Here is a 24,157-nt window from a genome sequence, read left to right as displayed (position 1 = left end):
TTTTTTAAACTTTCCCAAAGTGAAGGGGTATACAATCCTCATCACAAGTTCGCGAACAAGGTTTACTGTACGGGGAGTTGATCAGGTATCATTTTCATTATAGAGACCTCTTTACGAATTGTGAATCGGCCGGATAAAGAGTGAATGTATAAAGCGAACGAGCAACCTACTGAGAATAAGTTATCGCCAGCAGCCCAAGCTATTCAAGCTAACGGGGCTACGAATGGGGGTAAAAAAGTGCGTGATCCGCGGCTGGATTTTTTCCGTGGTGTTGCCATGCTGATTATCTTTGTTGCGCATGTCCCCGGTAACTATTGGGCAAAGTTTATTCCGGCACGGTTTGGCCCCAGTGATGCGGCTGAAATGTTTGTTTTCTGTTCGGGCTTTGCCGCAGCAATTGCCTTTGGCGGTACTTTCCGACGTTCCGGCTTCTTCATGGGAACGATGCGCATCGTAATTCGCTGTGTTCAACTTTATATGGCGCATCTGGGTCTCTTTTTTGTTCTGGCGACGGTCTGTGCCGTTGCAACGGCATACTTCGTTGATTTCAATTATATCGGCAAGCTCAACCTGACATACTTTTTCAATAATACAGCTGAGGGCCTCGCAGCTCTGTTTACGCTGACTTACGTGCCAAATTTTTTCGATATTATGCCTATGTATATCGGTGTTTTGGCGTTGGTCCCTGTGGTTATCCTGCTGGCTCGGGTACATCCTTATCTGGTTCCTGCTTTCTCGATCGCTCTATACGCAGCAAGCTGGCAGTGGCAACTGGAATTTCCTGCCGAACCTTTCTCAGATCGCCCGTGGTTTTTTAACCCACTGACGTGGCAGTTGCTGTTCTTTACTGGTTTTGCCATATCTGCAAGGTGGATCAAGGCTCCACCGCCTAACAAGTGGCTGCTTATTGCCTGTATTGTTTTTGTGGTTGCACTGATTCCAATCAGTAACTGGCCAATTATGCGTGCCATACCTGAATTGAAGGATGTTCGTGCCGAGCTTATTCTTGGTTTCAAGAAAACCAACTTTGGTCTTTTGCGCTGGTTACATTTTCTGGCTCTTGCGTACATTTGCGTGACCTTGTTGAAAGGCCGGGAGCAGATCCTCAGACACCGTTATTTCAAGCCGTTGATCAAATGTGGGCAACAAGCTCTACCGGTTTTCCTGTTGGGTATGACACTGTCCTGGACAGGCGGCATTGTTCTAGATCAGATTGGTCGCGATGCTTTGGGGCTAACAGTTGTTAATGTTACCGGCATGGCTATCTTGATCGGTTTCGCCTATCTTATGGGGTGGGTTAAATCTTCACCGTGGCGACAGGCAGCAACTAAGCCTATCCCACCAGAGACGACAAAACCTGAAACGGATTTGAACGCACGAGCAGCACAGCCTGCAGAGTAAGAGGAATTGTTGATCGGGGGGAAGTTTGCGTAAAGTAACTAAACTGTTCTTTGTTGGTATTGGTGCTATCTGTTTAGGGTTGGTATGGACCTTTACAGCCTTTGCGCAGGGGCTCGTTATTACGGATCAGAAAGTTACCTTGCCGAGTTTCCAAACCCCGTTGGATTATTCGATTTATCTCCCTGAAAAATACTGTGTTAATAACAGGTTATATCCCGTTCTTTATCTTTTGCATGGGTATGGTGGATCACATAAGGACTGGCTAAAGGCGGGACAAGTTGCAAAAACTTTGGATCGATTGGTTGCTAAGAAAGTGATTGACCCCCTTGTTGTTGTAATGCCTGCTGCGGGGAAGTCCTGGTATCTGAATTCGGAAAAGCATGGTGCTTTTCAATCCGGTCTTGGGCAAGAGCTTCCGGTTGTAATGGAAGGTCTTCTGGCGAATAAAGTCACAAAAGAAACACGCGCTATTGCAGGCTTATCCATGGGGGGCTACGGGGCATTGAAATTTGCTTTTGAAGTTCCGGAACAATACATCGCTACTGCTGGTTTAAGCCCGGCAGTTTTTCCTAATATTGAAAGTACAGACTATTTTAAGCCTGTGCAGATAAAGCTTTTTGCCGGGGCCTTTGGTGATCCCTTTTCAGTGGAGATCTTTAACCGCGAAAATGTTTTTACCGCTCTGCAGAATGCAAAAACTGAAAGCTTCCCTCATACTTACCTGACGGTCGGGGATGATGACTGGTTTGGCCTCTACGAAGGCACTTTTGCGCTCTATCAGGAACTCAAAAGCAGGAAGCTTCCGTCCGAATTGCGGATTACTAATGGCAATCATACATGGAAACTGTGGCGGGACGAGATTGAACAGGCATTGGTCTTTATCGATAGCAAATTTAAAGCAGAGAGAGCAGAAAGTAGTTCAGAAATTCTTGGGGAAAGCCGTGATGATACCGTGGAGTTGGGGATAGAAAACGATCATATAATCCCGGCGTCGATAGTGTCCCGAAACTCTATTTTGTGTTCGTAGGAGCTGGCGGACCAGATTGGGAGCAGTGGGCTTACCTAGACTCCTCTGTGTATGCTCGGGTCACTACTTAAATAAGCCCTGATGCTCTGATTATAACAAACTGGACTACAGCAAACCCTGTACGGCAATCATCACGGTGCCAGCTAGCAGGATGTAAAAGAAATCAACTGTCATGGCATAGGTCGATTTACGAACGAAGCTGCCTGTGGAGGCAATAAACAGCGCGACTGCCAATATGGCGAGCAACGCAGTAAAAAGCGCATTGTTACTTGCCGTAATCGCGATGACGGTGGACAGAACCAAAAGTGCCAGAAGCTGCGTGACCATGGCAAAGACAGGCATTTTGTCTGCGCTGCCAAGCGCTACACGGGACCCTTCGGCCCATTTTTCCCCGAACAAAAGCGGGCTGTACCACGCCCATCCTATTAAAAAACTGGTGACTGTCCCAATAGCTGTTGCTAACCAATTTACATCTGTTAATTCATCCATCCTCAACTCCCCATGTTTGGGAATTATAACAAACCGATAAAATAATAATCTTTCTTTACATGGGATAACAATTGATTTTCTCTGTTCTTTGTTCTCTTTTAAGTCTAATAGATTCATTATTTTTTAATTTCGGGTATGGTCGTTTGGATGATCTTAAATGAAAATTCTCCGATAACCTTTAAAGACACGCTTCCAAGAGAAGTTGATGTGGTTGTAATCGGTGCTGGCATTATTGGTATTTCGATCGCATATTTCCTGGGTAAACAGGGGAAAAAAGTTCTTGTTTGCGAAAAGGGGCGGGTTGCAGGAGAGCAATCCAGTCGTAATTGGGGGTGGGTGCGCCAACAGGGGCGTCATAGTTCTGAATTACCCATTATGAAAGAAAGCCTGCGTATTTGGCAGGGACTGGCCGAGGAAATTGGTGAAGATCTTGGATTTCGGCAGTGTGGTTGTTTGTACCTTGCCGAGACCGATGCTATGGAGCAGGAAAACGAGGATTGGCTTGATATTGCCCGTGAACATAGCTTGGATACCAAATCACTAAGCGGGCGGGAAGTTCAATCCCTGTTAGGTCAAAAGGATAAGTATTGGAAGAGTGCGATCTATACAGCATCTGATGGTCGGGCTGAACCCTCTATTGCTGTTCCCAGACTGGCAAGAGCGGCACAGCGTCTTGGTGTGAAAATTATTGAAAACTGTGCTGTTCGTTCTTTGGATGTTGTTGCGGGTAAGTTATCTGGCGTACATACAGAATTGGGACGAGTAGAAGCCAAACAGGTAGTATCTGCTGCGGGGGCGTGGTCCTCTCTTTTTGCGGGACATCATAATATAGCTCTTCCTCAATTGAGAGTTAAGGGAACTGTTGCGCGTACAGAGCCAGTCGCGGATTTTTTTCAGGGAAATGCGGCATCTGAAAATATTGCTTTTCGCCGGAGAACAGACGGCGGATATAGTATCGCCTTAGCCGACCAATCCTCTCATTCAATCATACCCGACAGTTTCCGATATTTACCAAAGTTTCTCCCTTTACTGAAAAAATCCTATCGGGATGTTTCACTGAAATTTGACAGATCTTTCTTTAAGGAAATTGGGTATCGGGCGAAAAAGAATCCGACTGTCGTGTCTCCGTTTGAAAGGAACAGAGTACTAAGTCCCAAACCGGATCAGAGCATGTTGAAGCAGATGCGAGAGAATTTGCGTACTCATGTCCCCGAACTGGCAAATGCAGCTTTTGTTGAGAGTTGGGCTGGTATGATTGAAACCACACCGGATGTTCTGCCAATTGTTTCAGAAGCAGATCATATCAAGGGGTTTTATATGGTTTCAGGTTTGAGTGGACATGGTTTTGGCATTGGCCCCGGTATGGGCAAGGTTGTTGCTGATTTGATATGTGGGCGACCCATGGAATATGATCTTAGTCGTTTTAAACTTGATCGTTTTCACGATGGATCGCCGATTAAACTGGGCATGTCTGCTTAAATCAAGTTTAAGAAACTAACTCGACGTTCTGTATTGTATTCGCGGTTTCTGTTTGCGCTTTCCTGGCCTTTGCCGTTTCCGGGATTTTTGCCAGCCTTTTCATGGCCCAGGGGTTTTCCGGGCGTTGTTTGAGGCGGGTATCAAGAAGGCCTTTCGCTGTTGAATATCGCTCTGCCCTGATAGACGCATCGATCAGGAGCCTGTGGAAGACATCGCGCTGGGCGTGGCTACCGCCGATTTGTTGCAGGTCATCAAAGACGGGCAAAAGATGGTCAACGCACTGCGCGTCATTTCCTGTTTTACAGGCATGAATTGCCTTTGCCAGTGGCATGCCATAGTTGCGGAAGATTTCCTGCGCCGTGCCTTCACCCTCTGCTTTCTCTCGCATTGTTTCAATAAAGGCGTCGGCGGCTTTGGTGTTGCCACTGCTCAGGATGGCGAGAAGATAGTGCGCATCGGCAAAGGCCAGACTGTGGTCGTTGACGTGGTTGGCAGACAGCTTTGCCATTTCTTCCCAGCGATTGCCGACATTGACGCCCTCTAGTTCCAGACGGTAGAGCAGGGAAACGCCATTGCTGATGTCGCGGAAATCATCGGTATGGTCTTTGCGGATGTAGGAATCATACAGGCGAAGAACTTCGTCCTTTTGGCCCAGTTCCAGATGGAACAGCGCCTTGTGCCAGTGCATATGGTACGAGAAGTTGTTACAGTTTTCCCACTCGTTCTGGTATTGGCTAAGCCAGCTAATGCCTTCTGATGGACGGTTGGACATTTCCAGTACGTGACCGACAGCGTGGGTGCCCCATGCATCGTTTGGGGCGATCTCTACCCCCTGTTTACCTGTTTTTTCCGCTTCTTCGTAGGACCCGGTTTCTTCCAGACCAAAGCTGTGACAGCCTAGAATAAAGCCGTAGTCACGCACACCTTCGTTCCAGGCACTCATGATTTTGGTGGTCGAGGCCCGCATGCCGTGGTTTCGGCCACGAATAAACTGACAGGCGTGGGTGATCTTGACGCTCAGAGCATCAAGGGGATAGTCGTCCAACAGGGCATCCAGTCGGGCGATAGCTTTATCCAGATTGCCGTAACACCATTCTTCCAGGGCGGTTAGCAGCTCGCTTTCGCGGTGGTTGGCGCCGCGTTCTCTGACCGACAGCTTTGCTTTGAACAAGGATTCCAGCGCAACGGGGTCTGTTTCAACCTTGGCCAGCATCTTGTAGAAAAAGCCCTTGGCAATCAGCGCCAGAACCATTTGCGGATCGGCGGCAAGGGTCAGGCCAAGAGCTTCGGGTGTTTTCTTTGAATGGGCGAGAAAGAGGGAGACTGTATTGTCAAAGTGATCAACGGCGTTTTGATTCAAAGCTGTTACTGCGTGTCCACGACAATCAAACAACACGGGGTGCCTCCATAGCAATTTTTATACGGCAGATTTCAAATCTTGAACTCCATATGGCATGCATCGGGGGGGAATTTCCAGTGCACAAAAGATGTCAAACCTTAGTGTTTTAGGTGGTTGTGATCACCGTGATAAGGCTTGCGCTGGCCCAAAGCAGCAGAATAGCTCTGATTTTTGTCTCTGCGCTCAAACACTCTTCACAGGCCGGACACAGCCTTCTGACAAAATTGTGAAAGGAAAAGAGTTACTGGGTAGGTATGATACGCTCAAAGTCAGTTAAGAAGTCTGATCTAAATAATTTATCAAGCGAACCATTATAATGCAGGCGCAAACAAGCTACATCATCTCTCCAAACAGGTATTTGCCACTGGTAATCTCTCTGCTGGCGCTTGTTGTGCTGTATTTTTATATGGGGCAGCGATCGGCAATCGCGACGGGACTGGGCATTGCCCTTGGCATTAGTCTCTATCACGCGGCTTTTGGTTTTACCTCGGCATGGCGACGCTTTTTGACCGAGGGCTGGGGGGCAGGGCTCAAGGCGCAGATTGTCATGCTTGCGGTTGTGGTCACGTTGTTCTTTCCTGTGCTTGATAGCGGTACCATTCTGGGCCACAGGGCATCGGGTTTTGTTGCACCAGCGGGAACGGGTGTTGTGGTCGGGGCCTTTGTCTTTGGCATCGGCATGCAAATCGCGGGGGGCTGTGCCAGTGGGACGCTCTTTACCGTGGGTGGTGGCAGTGTTCGCATGGTGGTGACGCTGATCACCTTTATGCTGGGGTCGGTCATTGCGACGGTGCATCTGCCATTCTGGCACGCGCTGCCCAAATGGAAAGCCGTTTCCATGGTGAACCTCTGGGGATGGGAACAGGCTTTGATCCTGCATCTGCTTGTCTTTGCCTTGCTCTATCTCTTTGTCCGCAAGATCGAAAATAAAAGCTTTTTGATCAAGGAAACAGAGGATGGACCCAAAACTCCCTTGTTCACACGAATAACCACGGGACCATGGCCGCTTGTCCTCGGGGCTGTAGCGCTGGCCTTGCTGAACTTTGCCATGCTGGCGCTGTTGGGGCATCCGTGGGGGATTACATCGGGCATTACGCTGTGGGGTGGCAAGATGGTGTCTTTCCTTGGCGCGGATCTGTCCGACATTCCCTATTGGTCCGGGCGGATGGCGGCGTTGGATCGGTCGGTGTTCAAAAGCGATGCCTCTGCCACCAATATCGGGATTGTCGCCGGGGCCATGAGCGCGGCGGTTCTGGCGGGAAAGTTTGGCAAGTCACAAAACGTCACGACCAAAGGCATTGTCACGGCCCTGATCGGTGGCTTGATGTTGGGCTATGGCGCGCGTTTGGCCTATGGCTGTAACATCGGTGCCTTTTTCAGCGGCGTCGCATCGGGCAGTGTGCACGGCTGGGTTTGGCTCTTCGCCGCTCTTGCCGGGAATATGATCGGCGTCAGAGTAAGAAGGGTAATCGCCCTATAAAAAGAAGTGGCTATAGCCACCTAGTTGTAGCTGCCGATGAGGGTGAAGGGGGTGCCGCCGAGGCCTTTTTTGAAGAAGGTCACGCCCTTGGCATCATCGGGGTTGATCCCGCCGAGGTCGAGCCATTTGATATCGCGCTTTTTCAGCTCCAGCAAAGCATGCCACAAGAGGTAATTGTGCGCGCGGGCATCGCGCCCTTCCTGTGAGTTCCAGCCCACCAGATAGGTTGCACTGCCTTCGTGCAGGAACAAGAGGATGGCCCCCACCGCTTCGCCATCAAGTAGCGCACGCATCAACAGGAAATCGCCCCGGTCCTTTGTAAAGCGTTTCAGGTGCGCGACCAGTGCAGGGCTTGGCCCTTTGAATTCCTTGAGGATCTTGTCCATCTCGCTGAGTTTGAGCAGCCAGTTCAGGTGTTTGCCCTCTGTGTCCAGTTCCTGTGAAAGCCCCTTTTTTTCTGACTGGTTCAGGGTATTGCGCCAGTTCTGTTTCAGGTTCGCGCGCAAGGTTTCTTCGGGCTGTGTCAGGTCCAGCCAGATAGATGAATAGCCCTCGGTCTGAATACGGTTCAGGCCAAACTTTGCCAGCAAGGCACGGTTTGCTTCTGTATCCGGCATTTCCGGCAGGAAGTATCGAAAGCGCCAGGGGCGGGATGGATAGCATTTTTTGATTTCCGCCCAGAAGAATTCGTGAACCTCTTGCGGGATATCGGGTTCCAGCCACAGCGGCCCGCGATAGAGCCGTACCTTGTGAAACACGCCCAACAGCTTTTGTTCCAGCACCTGACAGATGCCAACAATGCGTCCCTGCCAGTAAATGGTGGCGAACTTGCCGACCAGACGTTCGGTCAACAAGACGGCTTGCGCATAGGGCCAGCTTTGCAACAGGTTTGATTGCCCGGCCTTGCGCACAAGGTCCCGCCACTGGCGCACGGAAACGTCGTTCCACTTGATATCCAGGGGCGGGATATTCGGGGAAGGGGTGTCAGATGGCTTTTTCCGGGCTTTATCGGGCATAGACAGGCTGTTACAAGCAATTGTTTTTTTGGCGAATCATCTATTATCCATAATGCTTTATCTATGGCTTTGTAAATGATTTCCCGATATATTCGTGCTATTATTATACAGGTTCAACAACCATAGTTATGAAACCTGACTTTTACTTTAGGCGTGAAGAGAGACGTGTAGGCGACCTACACGAACGATGAAACAACGCTAAGGAAGAGTTAGATTGCATAACTATAAAAAGGGGTTTTAGGGTTTTATGGCGAAGGTAGTAGCGGTTTATAACAAAGAAAGAAGACGCGACCATCGCCGCGCCGTAAGCCTTGCTGCCAAGCTAAAGGGGCTGGACGCCATCCTCAAGGGCGTGCGGGTGACGATTAATGATATCAGTCCCGGCGGCGTAGGTATTTCTGGTGAGGAAGAAGATCTGGAACAGTACGGCGACATGGACGTTATCGTTGAAGACGGCGAAAAGCTGGATATCGACGCACTGGGCCTAAAGGTCGGGGATATCGTCAATCTTGAAATTCTGCTGAAAAAAGCTGATCCCTTCAAGATTGATATCGAAATCCGCCGCGCCGACGCCGACAACGGCAAACTCGGCGCCCGCTTTGTGAATATCGGCAACAAAGACTTTAACACGCTGGAAAAAATCGTTCTGGGGCGCTTACGCTAGGGGGGATTCTCCCCGTATTTTTTATAGCAGCGTTTATCGTCCCCAAATACCCATCCCCGAATAATCCCCCCTGAATAATCATCCTGAGCGGTCATCTGCCCGAGTGATTATTCGGTGAGTATCCAGCGATTACCCTCTGAAGGATTATCTCGGGATCGCCCCCGGAAGAGGGCTGAACCTCGGAAGAGTTCCAAGCTCGGGAAAAGAGCCCAACCCCCGAAAAGAGGAACGCCGCTCTACGCAGCCCCGGATAAATCTCCTGCTAAATCTTCCGCAAGCATCAGGGCGTTGTTGTCTGGGTCATAAAAGGTTGCTGTTTTGACCATGCCTTCGACCACGTCTGTAGGGCCGTCAAACCGTACCCCGGCATCTTCCATCTTGCCCCGTGCGCTATCCAGATCGGCAATGCCGAACACAGGCACAGAGTTCCCCGGTGCGGGTTTTGTGTGCTCGCCCAGACCGATTGTCACGTTTTCCGTGTTGGTTGCAATCTCTGACCAACCCGCTTCATCCATATGGTAAAGAACCTCAAACCCCAGTATTTCCCGGTACCAGTCCGCACTTTTGTGACGGTTTGTAACCGACAGGGCAATTGTGATGGTTTCATTCAACTTTACGAGCGCCATAGCTTTTCCTTTTGCCATATGTTTTTAAATATAGTAACTATATTTTATGGACATAAATGCATTTGTCAACATCACATCACGGGCATGGTCACTGCCCATCCTTGCAAAGCTCCACGCTGGCATAGCGGGGCGGCAAGCTCCCTTGCTGAGCGCAACGGGCGCAAGCCGAACCGCCTTCGCACAAAGTATGGAGCATCTGATCAACATTGGCCTGTTAGAACGTAACCCCGGCCACGGCCACCCCCTGCGCCCGGAATTCCGCCTGACCCCGCTGGGCCAGATCGCTGCCGAAATGGCGCATAAAATTCTGGAGGTTTCCGAAGAAAAAGAACAGGACCTGATACGCAGATCCTGGACCTTGCCCGTGCTGGCAAGCCTGCAAAAACCAAGTCAGTTCAGCGAGATCAAGCGCAGTCTATCCACCATCACAGACCGCGCCCTGTCCCAGTCCTTGCGCCGCATGGAAGACCGACAATGGATCCACCGACGCGTTGAAAACGCCACCCGCCCGCCAATGCCCATCTATCACCCGATTAATACCGGGGCGATGATCAGTAACGTGACAAGCGGTGTGATTTTGTGCTCAAATCTGAGGGTTAATCATAAGCTTTAATTGACAAGTGGCTCTATTGATGGAAAGCCGTTCCTCATTTTTTGGGGAAATAACAGGCAATCTTATTTTAAATAGTATCAGAAGATTTTATTTAATATCTGCAAGTGCAGCTACTCTCTTCTCTTCAGCTAAAGACAAGTCGTACTAAATTAATTTTATTTCAATACCTTGCTTTCTAGGAACTCAATAACTTTTGCTTCTACGCCTAACTTTCGCATTTTATCTATCGCCGACATAATACTCTCCACCATTTCCTCTTCACTGAATGTGAAGTCAGATTCAACCTTAAGATTGAAGTTTGTCTTTCCTGAAATAGCACCCATTTCCTGTATTTTATCGTCTGAGTGCAAGTCAATCTCTGACCTGATAATTTCTCGTGCGTATTCCAGCCATGTGATTGAGCGCTTTACAATATCAGAAAGAAATTCAAAAAAAATCTCAGCATCTGGTGGATAAAAGAAATCTATTTCTGTACCGAATACTTTTTGTTGGCCTTCTTCATTTAGGTAAGAGTTGATAGTAGATTCTAGCATTGCCTTGTAGGACAGTAACGTTAGAGAATTATCATTTTCATGAGTATTTTCGTGAAACAACTCAGGAACCCACTGCGCAGCTCTTTCCATGAGGGGGCGATCAAGGTGCCCAACTCCCTTATTTCGGATATGTACAATAAAATTAAGATCTTGTTTTATAGATCTAGTTTTTGAGGTGAACTGAGTGTCACCATCTATCCTAATTCTTTTTATTGTGTCCTTAAGATTATGCAAGGATACAAACACATTTCTGGTATATCTCATCTTATGAAGGAGGGTATCAGTATTTTCAATTGGTTCTGACAACTCTTCATCAAAACATCTCAAATCATGCAAAAGGATAGTCAGGCAAAGAAAGTCTGATTTTCTTGTAATCTGATACTTTTCTTTACTCAAACTGGAGGCTCCGTGTTGTAGAAATATAATATTAGATTTTAGAATCTATTTAAATTTGGCAAGGTATCTTGAGAAGACCCAACCTGTTATTTTTACATCAGTATCGGGATTATTCCACTCAATTAATGTCCAACTCTTTTTTTTATCAATTATCAGAACCGCGTAACCGAAGCGTAAATATCCAATTGTATCTGATTTTTGAGATGCAGAGTATCTTACATTCAAGATGTCAGCTGAGACATATCTAAATTTACTTAAAGAATTTTTGTCGGCAACTAAAGATGTAGCACTGTATTGTATCTGCTTAGATAAAGTACGTTTGTCATAGCCTAGGTATGGTTTTAAATAATGATTTGTTATTGGATTAATAAATGATGCAATAATTGTAATTATAAATGGAAATATAAACCACATTAATATCTTTTGAGTTAGAGGGTCTTTCTGTGCCCTTATTTCATCTACTATACTTTCAATGGCTTCTTCAAGTGAAGATGAAGACTTTTGTGACGAGTTCTGAACTATTTTACTTGTTATTTCGTGTAACTCAGTTGCTGTGATTCGTTTCTCTATAAGTGAAATAGTTCCGTCATCGTCTACTGAAAGGTTAGAATTTATATCAAATGTGACATCTTGTAGTAGTTTAAGTGATTGGCTACTTTTCAAAGCGACAGCCAAATTATGGAAATGATTTTTAATTGGATTGTCTAGTGCCTGCATCAGCGCACGGTGTTCTTTAAACGGATTTGTATTTACTAATTTCTCCAGTACCGAAGAGTGTTTATTGATTGGATTATCTAATGCCTGCTTCAGCGCGGGGTGTTCTTTAAACGGATTTGTATTTACTAATTTCTCCAGTACTGAAGAGTGTTTATTGATTGGATTATCTAATGCCTGCTTCAGCGCGGGGTGTTCTTTAAACGGATTTGTATTTACTAATTTCTCCAGTACTGAAGAGTGTTTATTGATTGGATTATCTAATGCCTGCTTCAGCGCGGGGTGTTCTTTAAACGGATTTGTATTTACTAATTTCTCCAGTACCGAAGAGTGTTTATTGATTGGATTATCTAATGCCTGCTTCAACGCACGGTGTTCTTTAAATGGGTTTTTGTTTTTACTCATTCTATTTCCATTGAATGGAGTTGAGAGTTTTCAGTATATTAAGAGTGTGTTTCGTCAGATTGAAATTCAATTTTAAGTGGTAGCTCTGACATTGCATAGTGGACAAATTGTTTCCCTAACCCTGTTAATTCATAGCCTTCTTTTTCATCAAAAGCAGAAACTGGAGGTTTGGGGCCACTGCCTTTAGGTCTACGCTGTATTGGTTTTTGAACAAAATTACCTCTGTGATCCACCTCGCGATGTTGCCGAATGATGCCACCTGTACTCAAATCGCGAATTAAGAGTTTATATAGATCAGCATCTGCTGAATCTTCTCTTACAATCCCTTTCCCAATTTTCTTCCAAACTCCACCACGAGTTATTCCATCTGCATTGTAGATTGCTCCAATCACGTGAAAATGCAACTCAGAATATTGATTAATCCAGTCAATATACATGCGAACAGCATCGTCGCTTGATACTTTTGAAGCGGCAGCATTTGATAATATATTTCGGATATATATACGCTTGTCTTCACTTTCCGCGCCGGACCATTCACGGAAGGTTTTTTTGACGAGTGATTGGTATTCGGGACTTGAAATTCGTTCTGAAATAGTTTCATCTTGCAAGTCAAGACGAGCCATGATTTCGATAATAGTTTCTTCTTTTTCTTTGAGCTCATCTTGCAGCATATGAACCCAATTTTCAAAAAATTGGTTAATCTTTTCCTGCTCACTTTCAGACCAAGCACTTGCAATTGCAGAAAAAATTCCGCCTACAAAGGGAGTTGTCCCACTTACAACCTGGAGCGCACCTCTAGAAATTTTTGCAGCTTTCTTACCTTTGGGGTATTTTCTTTTAAGTTCGTCACTCAATTTATATTTCCTTATTGTTCAAACGATTATCGAATGACATAAGCCGATTAAATTGAATTTTAAACAGCACGAATGCCTATTTCTAGTGTAACTGCTGGAGTTTTAATGTGAGCCAAATATTATAGAAAAAGATTTTAACTACAACCTTTGGTGTCATATTCAGTGCAACAAATCATTTTTATCTCGCCTAATCACCCCATCAACACAGGTCGCCCCTTGGCGGTGGCAATAATGGAACTTTCGATAAAGAGTTGGTCGCCGCCGGCGTCGGTGATGATTTTATCGAACTGGTCAACCTCGACGATAATATCGGTGGCGCCGCTTTCCTGTGCCATTTGATAGGCTTTTTCTTCGGCGTGGGATTTGGCGTAGTCGATGGCGTCTTGCGCGACGGTAAAGTTCTTTTGCTCGGTGCCCATATGGGTGCGGAAGCGACCTTTTTCGGGGGAGGAGATCAGGACGGTGTATTTCTGGACAACGCCGCCGCACACGGCACCGACTGCGTTTGACACGTCGGCGTTTTCCGGCAGGTTCAGTTCCGTGTTCAGGCGCGCGGTGATTTCCGGGTAATAGATGGCTGACGGCGCGCCTGTTGCCACGATGCCTCTGCCCAGTTTGACGCTAAAGTCCAGAAGGGGAGAGGGGCCTTTGCTGTCCCCTTTATTACTATTGGCTTTGTTTCGCAGCGCATTGTCCAGCAGGGCCATGCCCAGACTTTGGGTATTGGTCATTTGCGGAATGTTTTCTTCGATAAAGGCGGTATCGAGAATGGTTTTGCCCGCCTGAACCACCGTCTGTTGATAAATCATTTCCGCAAGGTCTTCGGGCGTGACCCCCAACAGGTGATTGTCGCGCTGGGCCTGCCTTAAAAACAGTTGCGCGCAGAGCAGGGCGCCGTCGCGGGTCCAGTTGTTCTGTTTGTTCAGGATATGGCTGCTGTCGCTGGGGGTCAGGCCGGAATTAATCACGAGGCCGCGATCAATCAGGCGTTGCAAGGGGCCAGCCATGGCCGGGCGTTCCAGCAAGCTGTTGAGGGCAACGGGACCATCGGCGAGACTTTCCCAGATTTCCAGTTCCAGCCGAGACAGGCTGGTGAGCGCGGTGTTGAGTTCGCGCAATTTTAAGGCAAAGCGCCCGTCGTGCTCGCCAATGCGATCATTACGGAGCTGTTGCTGTAGTTCTTCCAGAACGCTTGGGTGCTGTTGCGCCAACAAACTGATGGGATAAGCTCTACGGGGACCAATAGATAGACACTTTTGTGTCCGGTTGAGGGCGACTTCACTGTCGCCGCCTAGGCCATAGGTGCTGACGGCGACGGCCTTGACCATAGTGCGCCAGCCGCCGACGTTGGCGCCTTCTTCGCTGAGCTTGGGTTCGCCATCCATCAGGATCGCAATATCGGTGGTGGTGCCGCCCATATCGACCACAAAGACATCGCTGGCGCCTGAGAGATACTTGGCCCCGACCACAGAGGCCGCCGGGCCGGAGAGAATGGTTTCAACCGGGCGTTCCAGTGCGGTTTGCGCAGAGATCAGTGACCCGTCGCCCTTGACCACCATCACGGGGGCCTTGATGCCCTTTTCCTGTAACATGATATCGACGGAATGGATGAGCTGATGCAATTGCGGGATCAACTGGGCATTCAGAAAAGCGGTGAGGGCGCGGCGCGGGGCATCCAGACCGGATGACAGTTCGTGGGCACAGGTCACCGGGTGGTCTGTCTTTTCCAGTATCAGATTGCGCACGGCTTCTTCGTGGGATGCATTGCGCACAGAAAAATAGCCCGCAACGGCAAAGGCGGATACATGGGGAGTGTGTTCGTCGATGGCCCGTTGCACCGCGTCGAGATCCAGCGCGGATTGCTCGTCGCCCAAGGGCGTATGCCCGCCATCAATAAAAACATAGGGGTTCTTGCCAATGGCGGTGCCGAGGTTGGATCGTTCCAGTGATCCCTTGTCATAGCCGATCATAATCAGACAAACCGGGCTGTCGTGGGCTTCGACAATGGCGTTGGTGGCAAGGGTTGTGGACAGGGATACCATGCGGATCTGGTCGCCCTCGCGATCCATAATCCGGTTGACCGCATCACAGATACCGATGGACAGATCGTGTTTGGTTGTCAGGGACTTGGCGGTCCGCAGCACACCGTCTTCTTCTGTGAAAAGAACCGCATCCGTATAGGTGCCACCCGTATCAATACCTAACAACATTCCCGAATAATCCGTAATTGCCATAACAACAAAAAGCTAATAGTCGCGAAAACGAACTTTTAATCAAGGCGTAAAGCGCAAAGTGTAGGAGACCTACACGAGCGATGAAACAACACAGATTGAGAGTTTAGTTTTACGACTATATGGCCTAGCAATTTAGTCGGATAACTGCTTCTCTAAAAGCGACGAATTTTCCTGACGCAAATAGATCAAAGCTTCTAGTTACTTTATTTAACTTTTCTTCGGCGTTATTTCATCGTTCGTGTAGGTTATCTACACTTCTCTCTTTATGCCTTGAGAAAAAGCCAATTAAAGTAACTAGTTGGCATGATGTCACCTCGCTCTTCACGCCTTGAATAGCAGCAAATTAAAACGATCAGGGGAGGATGCTCTTAGACACTCTTTCCTTTACGGGCTTTGATCAGGCCCAGGGCACCGACCATGCCGATGGTGACGATGCTGACGCCGACGATTTCGATGGTCGTTGGCTCTTCGCCCAGAACGGGCAGGGCAAGGATAACGGCGATGCCGGGCACCAGTGCGGCAAAGACCGCGCCCTTGGCTGCGCCCAGCAAGGCAACGGCCTTGGTATAGAACAGCAGGGCAAGAATGGCAGAACCAATACCCTGAAAGATCGCCTGAAACAGGGTTTCTTCTATAGGGGCTGCAAAGATTTGTGGGTCGCCAAAGATAAAATAAAGCGGCAGGTAAATAATCATGGACAGCACAGCAACCAACGCCGTTGCGTGCAGGGGATCGGCCCTGAAATACTTTGTGCCAACCGTATAGCATGCCCAACAGCCACCCCCGGCCATAAACATCAGATGACCAATCCACTGGTTATCCCCCGCCATGGCAAAGCCGGACCAACCGAGCAGGGCAACGCCCAGAATAATAACGCCCAGACCGAGTAAACGATTTCTGTCGGGACGATCCCCAAGGATAAACCAGCCGCCGATTGTGGACAGGGTCATCATACAGCTTGGCGCAATGATCCCCATATGACTGGCCGGGGCGTATTTAAGCCCTGTTACGGTGAGCAGCATATAGGGTGCACCCGCCCCAAAGGCAAAGAGAAGTCCACCGGGCAGACCGATGCCTTTGAAACCACGCTTGAGGATCAGGGGCAAAAGAATAATACCCGCAACGCCAAAGCGCAGGGCGGTGATATCATAGGGCGTCAGAGTCTGGTTCTGAAGACCAAGGCTGGACACCACAGGCCACGCCCCCCACAACAGAGCCGCCATCAGGCCATAGATAATACCCATTGTCATTGTGCTTTGCGTTGTTTTTAAAACCTGATCCATATCCTTTACCTGATACTCAAAATAAAACTGAAACTCACTATTTGAATTATAGCTGATTGTTTGCGGCCTTTTGCGGCAAAATAAGTGGTTTTCAGATCAAAAAACTGCAACAAATAGAATTTGATGCGTTTTTTCGACCTATACCCCGAAACGATAACAAGTTAAGGCAACAGATTAGTGTCACCCAATAAGGCCACTTCAAGACAAATCAGTTTAACGACCAAAATGAAAATAGATAATTTCGACAAAGCTATCTTGCGATCTCTACAGGAAAATTCCCGCCTGAAATCAGATAGCATTGCTATACAAGTTGGTCTGTCTGCGACCGCATGTCAACGCCGGATTAAACGATTACGCGATATGGGGGCTATCGAGCGGGAAATTGCGGTGATTAACCCCGATGTTTCTACCCATAACCTGACCCTGATCGTTCAGCTGGTTATTGAACGCTGTGACGCCAAGATGTTGCAAACCCTAACAGCGCAGTTCCTTGCCGAACCTGAAATTCAGCAGTGTTACAACGTGACTGGTGCTTTTGATTTCCTCTTGATCGTAACTGCAGAAAACATGGCAACCTATGACAGTTTCACCAAGCGTGTGTTTTTTGATAACCCGGCAATACAGGAATTTACCACCACCGTTGTAATGGAAAACGTCAAACGCGGGCTGGAGCTGCCGATATAGCCTCAGAAATAGTCATTGACTATTTTGATTTGGCCTATTTTAGTTGGCGGTGCGTTGCCGGGATTTAATGAACTCTCTAGTCTTGTAAGCCGAGGTTTTTGGGATAGTTGTCTAACTTAATTTTAGCTCAAGACGTAAAGCGCGACGTGTAGGTGACCTACATTAGCGATGAAACAGCTCATGAGATATTAGGCCATGAGATACTGGGAAGAAAAAGTTAAGCTAGACGACCATGTTTAGGCATGAAGCAGGCCCTGCCAATGGGACGACGATTGTACGATTTCTGCCATGGCCTGATAGCCTTTTCCGGTTGAATGCAGACCGTCATTCTCTGCCAGTCCTGCCATGAAATCATCACTCTCGCTCAGAGCTTGGTGCATATTGATATAGGGAATATTCAGATCCTGACAGATTGCACTGTATTCTGCTGAACCGCTGGCGAGTTCCTCGTTCTTAAAGTCAAAATTCATGTTTGATACTGTCGAGAAAAAGGGCAGCTTGCTTTCATCAACAGGCGTTGGGCCAAAGACAAGCAAGGGCGCAATTTCTGAAAGCTCGCTCATCAGGGCTTCGAAGTTTTTCATGGCCCTGTGCCTGGGGGTTCGGGGCATCGGCGTTCTGGGCATGGGCTTTTGGGGAGTACTGCTTTCGATCAGGGCAAAATCGTTAGACCCCGTGGCAAAGACAATAAAATCCTTTGCATCTGTAAATCTGGCCCGGCACTCCGCTGCGGCGCGACCCGATATTTCTCTTAGTGTTTGTCCTCTAACGCCCAGATTATAGTGTATAAAGCTCTGGTCGTTATCCGCGGCTAGCAGGGCGAGGCGTCCGGGCATCCCCAATCGCGCTTCATCACCCATTCCCTCCATAACGGACGCACCCAGAAAACAAACTCGTTTCATCTTTTTATCTTTCGGTCTTTATAGCGGTTCAAATTTTCATAATTGTTAAAACTAATTTTTACTCAAGGCGTGAAGAGAGACGTGTAGGTAGCCTGCATGAACGGTGAAACAACTCATGAAATATTGGCAAGAAAGGATTAAGAAGAACAATTATGGGGCTTAGGTGAAGAGAGAAGGGTAGGCGCCAAGTGCCTGTGCCCCGCCTGTGTGCAAGAAGATCACGCTATCGTTTTCGGTAAATCTGCCTTGCCGTATATGATCGACAAGGCCTGCAAAGGCTTTGCCGGAATAGACGGGATCAAGCAATATCCCTTCGGTTCTGGCAAGCAGCTCAATGGCTTCGTTTCCGGCATCCGAGGGAATGCCATAGTTGCTGCCGCCATAGCCTGTGATCACCTGCAAATCCTGTGCCGGGTTCCAGACCTCGAAACGGCCTAGGCGTTCCAGTGTTTCCGGCACAATGGACTTGATGGCGTTGCTCACAGGGGCCGGGTCATCATCCACCTCGACGCCGAGAATGGGAAAGGGACGTTTCAGGGTAATCATCCCGGCAATGAGGCCCGCCTGCGTGCCGCCGCTGGATGTCGCGTGATAAAGTGCTTTGGGGCTGAGGCCCAGACTGCGGCACTGTTCGTGAATTTCCATCAGGGCACTGGCATAGCCAAGGGCACCAACCGCATTGGACCCGCCAACGGGAATGATATAGGGCTTTTCGCCCGTTTCCACCAGATCAGATGCCAGTTCGTCCATAATACGATCCCGGTCAGAGCCACCGGGATGAATGCTAATCTCTGCGCCGAGTAACTTGTCGAGAACAAGGTTCCCAGATGTCTGATAGGCCGCATCCTGCCAGTCTACATTCCGTACCAGAACCAGATGGCATTTTAGCCCGTATCGTGCTGCCGCTGCGGCGGTCTGGCGAACGTGGTTGGATTGCAAGCCGCCTGCCGTAATCACACAGGTTGCTTCCCTGCCCAGTGCATCGGCGATCAGAAATTCCAGCTTGCGGGTTTTGTTACCACCGCCAGCCAAGCCTGTGCAGTCATCCCGTTTGATATAGATCTCTGGCCCGCCGAGATGCTTCGATAACTTACTTAGCAGATGCAGGGGCGTCGGGGTGAAGGCCAGTGGCACAGATGAATTGAATTCGGTAAGCATGGGGTACCTGAGAAACGAGGGACAAAAGATATAAAACTGTTAGAGGCTTACTCTGATCGTTTTCCGGTTTTACTTCAATAGGGGGAGGTGAATTTCTGGTGTCTTGCGGGCATTAACTGCTGGTGGAGTATTGCTTGATCTTATCGTTATTGGAGATCTATGGGCATCATACTTCGTCTTTTTTCACGGTTGTTAAATTCTTTGCTTCAGTCGAATAGAGATATCACCTTTTGCCGAAAGAACTTATCCATACCTACTCTGCGATCCTGATTGGAAAAGAGTCCGTTGTCATAGAAGGCCCTCAAAAAAAACTATAGACACTATTCTTGTGGCTGTGTCATTCTCCCTTGAATTCTCGTCAAGGTTTTGGTGCGTACTGGTGCTATTTTTAATTTGCTCTTGTCTTTTAATGAAATAACGTCTGCCAAAGTGTTATCTGCTTGATAAGGTTGTGTGGGGGTCCTTATCTTTTGTTTTTTATAAGTAAAAATAAGATGTCGTACTGTCGATATCTGAATATTCAAAAGTATATTCTAATAGGCTCTTTGTTCATCTTGCTGAACTTAGGAGTGGTCTTGTTTGCACCATCTCTGGCTGTTGCCCAATCAACTGTTGATGAAGCAATTGAAGACATCTATTCGGGCGATCGTTACCAAAGTGAGCCGCCTTTTGATGTAAAGACCGAGAAGGCCGAAAAGAAAGTACCCGAGAAAAAGAAGGAAAATTCTGAACCCTTTGATCTCTCGGCGTTGGAGTTTCTCGGGAAGATTATTCTTTTCGGTTTCTTAGCGGTTGTTGTGGTTTTGCTTGTCAAAGCTGCCTATCGCTATTTCAGTGATCTAAAACGGCGACCTCAAAACAAAACAACCGTTGAAGAAGAGGCTAACTCCTATGCGAGAGTGACGCGCATATCAGATGAACTGAGCAAGGAAACATTAGAACATGCGGACCAATTGGCAAATCAGGGCCACTTTGAAGCTGCGATCCGTGCCATTCTTCTGTGTTGCCTGAAGCATGTAAAGGAAAGTTATCATACAACTCTGCCCGATGCCTTGACGAATAGAGAGATCTTGCAAGCCGATTGGTTGCCAATTGAGATCAAGAAAAAGATGGCTGTTATTGTGAATGCCGAAGAGTTGACTGAATTTGGCGGGCGTTCTGCGGGACCTGAAGAATTTTCGTTATGTCGAGAAGCATTCCAGATTTTTATGATGCCGGAAGGCGAGGCGTCCGCTAGCCAATCTGCTTCTCAGCAGGGAGTGGCATAATGGACGATCGTATCTTTTCCAAGCGAACGCTGTTGTGGTTGGTTGTGATTGGAATGCTCTCCTTTTTGGGCGCTTTTGTTGCTTCTATCTATCAGGACAAGCTCGTTAAGCTGAATTCATATGGGGCCAATTCCTATTCAGAGTCCGCTGTTGGTCATAAAGCCTTTACCAAACTTTTACAAAAAATGAATTTCCGAACACGGATTAGTCGGGAAATTCGCAGTGGGTTTAACTTTTCTGATGTCAAACTGGTGATTGAACCGCAGAGTGAAAAGGCATTATGGAACACTTTATCTGGCTTTAGTGGCGTTGGATCCCTGATTGTCTTGCCAAAATGGGATGTCCGTCAGGATCCACAGAATAGTCGCTGGGTCAAGGAGATGGAGTTACGTCAATCAGGGCAAGTTCAGGGTATTCTGGACTATGTCGGTGATGATCTGGAACTGGTTCGAAATGACGTTACTTTGACGGCTGAAAATTTTACATGGGATTCTGAATTATTTTCTTTGGATCAGCAACTTTCTGTTCTTGCTCCTCAGTTAATTGCTGAAAATCCGGATGTGTTACGTCCTTTGGTTTATAATGATCAGGGTATTCTATTAGCTGAAGTAATCCAGTCTGATTTTTTCTATGATATTGATCGTACCTGGGTGTTAAGTGATCCAGATATCCTGTCCAACCATGGTCTGGATAACGCTGGAAACGCCGCCTTTATTGTCAGTGTCATGAACCAACTTACTCACGGTAAAGCCGGCGGTGTCATCATTGATGAAACATCCCATGGTTATGCGTCAGAACCAAGTTTATGGCAAAAGATGTTCGAGTTTCCTTTTGCTGTTGTCACTTTGTTGGTCGGGATATCTGTCCTTTTCCTTGCATGGAGTAGCTTTACCCGATTTGGATCGCCAGAACAGAGTGATCAAGAGTACCGGACGGGCAAAGAATTCTTAATTGGCAACACTGCTGAACTTCTTGCTTTTGGCGGACACGGAGCCTTGATGCTCAAGCAGTATGTGGACAGATCTTTGCAATCTGTTGCTCAGAACTTGCACGCACCAAAGAATGTAGAACCATACGAACTTCTTCAGTGGCTTGATCGTGTCGGGCATGCTCGTGGCGTTGCTTTGAGTAGTAGTGAAGTTATTAAGACGGCAGAAGATTTATACAAAGCAAATACATTTAACGTTATTGCTGCCATTCGTGCAGCACAGAATATCCATAGATGGAAACAGGAGATGCTGCATGGAACTGGATGATATCCGGACCATTAGTGAAGGTTTGAAGGCAGAAGTCCGTCGTACGATTGTTGGTCAAGAAGGCGCATTGGATCTGATGTTGGTCAGCCTGTTGTGTAAGGGGCACCTTTTATTGGAAGGTGTGCCGGGAACAGGCAAGACCCTGTTGGTTCGTTCATTTTCAAAAGCGTTGAATTTAAAATTTGGTCGTATCCAATTCACACCAGATCTTATGCCGGGTGATGTGCTGGGAACAAACCTGTTTAATTTTCAGACGAATGAGTTTTCACTCACCAAAGGGCCTATCTTTACCGATTTACTTTTGGCGGATGAAATCAACAGAACACCCCCGAAGACACAATCTGCCTTACTCGAAGCGATGAGTGAACGGTCTGTGACGATTGATGGCACCAGCCACGATCTCGGAGCTGGTTTCTTGGTTATCGCGACACAAAACCCCATTGAACAACAAGGAACCTATCCTCTGCCAGAAGCGCAGTTGGATCGTTTTATGTTCAAGCATGTTTTGGATTATCCTAGTGAAGCCGAGGAACGATCTATTGTTGCAATGCATGGTCATCAAACGTCAATGCCAAAGCTGGATGAGTTTGGCATGAAGGGGATTGCTGATCTGGACAAACTGGAAGAGATGAGAGCACTAGTCAGTCAGATCAGACTGAACCCGGACATAACCAATTATATTGTTTCAGTTGTTCGTGCCACGCGAGAGCACCCGGCTCTTCAGTTCGGGGGGTCTCCTCGATCTGCAACGATGCTGGCCGCAGCTTCCAGAGCATATGCGGCTTTGCAGGGACGAGACTATGTGATCCCGGATGACGTGAAATTTGTCGCTATTCCCGGATTGCATCACCGTGTTGTTCTTGCGCCTAGCGCAGAAATTGAAGGAACACGGACAAACAATGTTATTCGTGAAATTCTGGAACAGACAGCTGCCCCGAGATAATGAGACCAACGCTTCGTAGTGCCCTTCTTATCTCGCTGGGAATACCCCTCAGCCTTATCTTGATTATTTGGGATGAGGGGCTGTGGCTGTTTGGCGTGGTTTATTTGTTCCTGGCTCTTTTGCTTATTGGTTTTGATGCCCTGAATTCATTGGGGGCAAGTCGAATATCTCTGTCGCAAAATATTCCGCAGTTACTCTATGCCGGGCACGAAGATTATGCCTATTTCTCTCTTACGATTTCCAGTCGGCTTCGGGCATTTGGTGTGACAGCTTTGTTGGATGTAGAGAGTGAGTATTTAAAAAAAGCGGCACCTGTGATTATTGATCGTCTGGATCAAAGAGAGGTTGGTGAACTGGCGTTTCCTCTGGTTGTAAAACGGCGAGGCAAAGCTAAGATAACCAACCTGTGGCTCAAGTGGTATAGCCCCTGGGGCTTGATCGTTCGTCAAACCAAGTGGGATCTCAATCACGGAGTATCGATTGTACCGAACGTGCATGCCGTAAAGACAGCCGCACTTCAGATTGATAGTCGTGATGCCTTTCATGGCACAAAGGTACAGCAACAGCGCGGGGACGGCACCGAGTTTGATGCCTTGCGTGAATATCAGCCGGGGTATGATTTGCGTTCGATTGATTGGAAGCATTCAGCAAGACACCGCAAATTGGTATGTAAGGAATTTCAGGTAGAACGAAATCACAATGTCATTCTTGCTTTCGACACAGGGCATTTGATGACAAGACCCATAGATGGGCTGCCGCAGTTGGATCACATGATCAATGCCGGCTTACTGTTGGGATTTATGGCTCTAAGGGGGGGCGATAAGGTTGGCTTGTATGGTTTTGATGCCAAAGTTAGAAGGCTTGCAAAACCTTTGGGCGGACATCAGGCCTTTAGTCATCTACAGTCAAATTGTGCAGAACTGGATTACCAGCATAATGAAACCAACTTTACGCTGGGGCTTTCTCACCTTTCGGGCAAATTGCAACGCAGATCATTAATTGTTCTTTACACCGACTTTGTTGATACAGTTACAGCAGAGTTGATGATTGAAAATGTTACGCGCATGGCCAAGCGCCACCTAATTATTTTTGTTACTTTGGAAGATCGTGAACTTTCTGAGGTAGCTGAAAGAAAACCCCATTCCGTGAATGATATTGCCAAATCGGTTGTTGCAGACGACTTTCTCAGGGATCGGCGAGTTGTTTTTGAAAGATTACGCCGTCTTGGGGTGCATTGCATTCAGGCCCCGGCGGCATCATTGAGCGCAGATCTTGTTGAACGTTATCTGGCCATAAAACATCAGGAACTAATCTGATATGAAGAGGCGTACAT

22 protein-coding genes are annotated in these 24,157 nt (G+C 47.6%); 11 read left to right on the top strand and 11 right to left on the bottom strand.

The window, feature by feature from the left end; genetic code table 11:
* Positions 1-144 precede the first annotated feature (144 nt).
* Together D9A03_RS00425 and D9A03_RS00420 are read left to right on the top strand one after the other, a co-directional pair.
* On the top strand, positions 145-1,401 hold the full coding sequence (locus D9A03_RS00425; protein WP_120495269.1) for an OpgC family protein: 1,257 nt from the start codon (positions 145-147) through the stop codon (positions 1,399-1,401).
* 25 nt (positions 1,402-1,426) lie between these two features.
* Positions 1,427-2,428 (top strand): alpha/beta hydrolase family protein, encoded by a 1,002-nt coding sequence (locus D9A03_RS00420; protein ID WP_120495268.1) that lies wholly within the window; start codon positions 1,427-1,429, stop codon positions 2,426-2,428.
* Positions 2,429-2,533: 105 nt separating this feature from the next.
* Here the strand turns inward: D9A03_RS00420 and D9A03_RS00415 are convergent, their stop codons facing one another.
* The gene (locus D9A03_RS00415) at positions 2,534-2,917 is read right to left on the bottom strand and encodes a DUF1761 family protein (protein ID WP_162937900.1); all 384 of its coding nucleotides are present in this window, start codon (positions 2,915-2,917) and stop codon (positions 2,534-2,536) included.
* 147 nt (positions 2,918-3,064) lie between these two features.
* Here D9A03_RS00415 and D9A03_RS00410 point away from each other — a divergent pair, with 147 nt between their 5' ends.
* Positions 3,065-4,396, top strand: a complete 1,332-nt coding sequence (locus tag D9A03_RS00410) for an FAD-binding oxidoreductase (RefSeq protein WP_162937899.1) — start codon at positions 3,065-3,067, stop codon at positions 4,394-4,396.
* A gap of 7 nt (positions 4,397-4,403) precedes the next feature.
* Here D9A03_RS00410 and D9A03_RS00405 read toward each other — a convergent pair whose 3' ends face one another.
* Complete coding sequence (locus D9A03_RS00405) at positions 4,404-5,789, bottom strand: tetratricopeptide repeat protein (RefSeq protein WP_162937898.1); 1,386 nt, start codon at positions 5,787-5,789, stop codon at positions 4,404-4,406.
* A gap of 322 nt (positions 5,790-6,111) precedes the next feature.
* Here D9A03_RS00405 and D9A03_RS00395 point away from each other — a divergent pair, with 322 nt between their 5' ends.
* Complete coding sequence (locus tag D9A03_RS00395) at positions 6,112-7,275, top strand: YeeE/YedE family protein (protein WP_120495263.1); 1,164 nt, start codon at positions 6,112-6,114, stop codon at positions 7,273-7,275.
* 20 nt (positions 7,276-7,295) lie between these two features.
* On the opposite strand, the gene D9A03_RS00390 is transcribed toward D9A03_RS00395, so the two are convergent.
* On the bottom strand, positions 7,296-8,291 hold the full coding sequence (locus D9A03_RS00390; protein WP_120495262.1) for a GNAT family N-acetyltransferase: 996 nt from the start codon (positions 8,289-8,291) through the stop codon (positions 7,296-7,298).
* 247 nt (positions 8,292-8,538) lie between these two features.
* Here D9A03_RS00390 and D9A03_RS00385 point away from each other — a divergent pair, with 247 nt between their 5' ends.
* Entirely contained in the window at positions 8,539-8,955 is a 417-nt protein-coding gene (locus D9A03_RS00385; protein WP_120495261.1) for a PilZ domain-containing protein, read from the top strand.
* A 236-nt stretch (positions 8,956-9,191) separates the two neighbouring features.
* Here the strand turns inward: D9A03_RS00385 and D9A03_RS00380 are convergent, their stop codons facing one another.
* On the bottom strand, positions 9,192-9,581 hold the full coding sequence (locus D9A03_RS00380) for a VOC family protein (protein WP_120495260.1): 390 nt from the start codon (positions 9,579-9,581) through the stop codon (positions 9,192-9,194).
* Positions 9,582-9,627: 46 nt separating this feature from the next.
* Here D9A03_RS00380 and D9A03_RS00375 point away from each other — a divergent pair, with 46 nt between their 5' ends.
* Entirely contained in the window at positions 9,628-10,194 is a 567-nt protein-coding gene (locus tag D9A03_RS00375) for a winged helix-turn-helix transcriptional regulator (RefSeq protein WP_120495259.1), read from the top strand.
* Positions 10,195-10,349: 155 nt separating this feature from the next.
* Here the strand turns inward: D9A03_RS00375 and D9A03_RS00370 are convergent, their stop codons facing one another.
* The 5 genes from D9A03_RS00370 to D9A03_RS00350 form a co-directional block, all read right to left on the bottom strand.
* A complete protein-coding gene (locus D9A03_RS00370; RefSeq protein ID WP_120495258.1) occupies positions 10,350-11,123 on the bottom strand; it encodes a hypothetical protein in 774 nt (257 codons plus the stop codon).
* 45 nt (positions 11,124-11,168) lie between these two features.
* Positions 11,169-12,242, bottom strand: coding sequence for an SH3 domain-containing protein (locus D9A03_RS00365; RefSeq protein ID WP_120495257.1), 1,074 nt, complete (start codon positions 12,240-12,242; stop codon positions 11,169-11,171).
* A gap of 38 nt (positions 12,243-12,280) precedes the next feature.
* Positions 12,281-13,096 (bottom strand): hypothetical protein, encoded by an 816-nt coding sequence (locus tag D9A03_RS00360; RefSeq protein ID WP_120495256.1) that lies wholly within the window; start codon positions 13,094-13,096, stop codon positions 12,281-12,283.
* Between the two features lie 191 nt (positions 13,097-13,287).
* Complete coding sequence (locus tag D9A03_RS00355; RefSeq protein WP_120495255.1) at positions 13,288-15,330, bottom strand: hydantoinase/oxoprolinase N-terminal domain-containing protein; 2,043 nt, start codon at positions 15,328-15,330, stop codon at positions 13,288-13,290.
* Between the two features lie 368 nt (positions 15,331-15,698).
* Positions 15,699-16,613, bottom strand: a complete 915-nt coding sequence (locus D9A03_RS00350; protein ID WP_120495254.1) for a DMT family transporter — start codon at positions 16,611-16,613, stop codon at positions 15,699-15,701.
* Between the two features lie 177 nt (positions 16,614-16,790).
* Between D9A03_RS00350 and D9A03_RS00345 the strand changes: the two genes are divergently transcribed.
* Positions 16,791-17,297: an Lrp/AsnC family transcriptional regulator gene (locus tag D9A03_RS00345; RefSeq protein WP_254054938.1), complete on the top strand. Its 507-nt coding sequence runs from the start codon at positions 16,791-16,793 to the stop codon at positions 17,295-17,297.
* A gap of 236 nt (positions 17,298-17,533) precedes the next feature.
* Here the strand turns inward: D9A03_RS00345 and D9A03_RS00340 are convergent, their stop codons facing one another.
* Together D9A03_RS00340 and D9A03_RS00335 are read right to left on the bottom strand one after the other, a co-directional pair.
* The gene (locus D9A03_RS00340; RefSeq protein WP_120495253.1) at positions 17,534-18,199 is read right to left on the bottom strand and encodes a GDSL-type esterase/lipase family protein; all 666 of its coding nucleotides are present in this window, start codon (positions 18,197-18,199) and stop codon (positions 17,534-17,536) included.
* Positions 18,200-18,358: 159 nt separating this feature from the next.
* On the bottom strand, positions 18,359-19,357 hold the full coding sequence (locus D9A03_RS00335) for a D-cysteine desulfhydrase family protein (RefSeq protein WP_120495252.1): 999 nt from the start codon (positions 19,355-19,357) through the stop codon (positions 18,359-18,361).
* A gap of 575 nt (positions 19,358-19,932) precedes the next feature.
* Here D9A03_RS00335 and D9A03_RS00330 point away from each other — a divergent pair.
* Genes D9A03_RS00330 through D9A03_RS00315 form a run of 4 tightly spaced genes read left to right on the top strand, consistent with a single transcriptional unit; the run spans position 19,933 to position 24,140 of the window.
* Positions 19,933-20,625, top strand: coding sequence for a hypothetical protein (locus tag D9A03_RS00330; RefSeq protein ID WP_120495251.1), 693 nt, complete (start codon positions 19,933-19,935; stop codon positions 20,623-20,625).
* Positions 20,625-21,881, top strand: a complete 1,257-nt coding sequence (locus tag D9A03_RS00325; protein ID WP_120495250.1) for a hypothetical protein — start codon at positions 20,625-20,627, stop codon at positions 21,879-21,881. The genes D9A03_RS00330 and D9A03_RS00325 overlap by 1 nt, the downstream gene beginning before the upstream one ends.
* Entirely contained in the window at positions 21,868-22,824 is a 957-nt protein-coding gene (locus D9A03_RS00320; RefSeq protein WP_120495249.1) for a MoxR family ATPase, read from the top strand. Before D9A03_RS00325 ends, D9A03_RS00320 begins: the two co-directional genes overlap by 14 nt.
* Positions 22,824-24,140 (top strand): DUF58 domain-containing protein, encoded by a 1,317-nt coding sequence (locus D9A03_RS00315; protein WP_120495248.1) that lies wholly within the window; start codon positions 22,824-22,826, stop codon positions 24,138-24,140. Before D9A03_RS00320 ends, D9A03_RS00315 begins: the two co-directional genes overlap by 1 nt.
* Positions 24,141-24,157: the final 17 nt, after the last annotated feature.

It is taken from the genome of Kiloniella sp. EL199, assembly GCF_900313065.1.
Classification (GTDB): Bacteria; Pseudomonadota; Alphaproteobacteria; order Kiloniellales; family Kiloniellaceae; genus Kiloniella.
The sequence above is the reverse complement of the archived record's forward strand: the minus strand, read 5'-3'. Positions and strand labels throughout refer to the sequence as shown.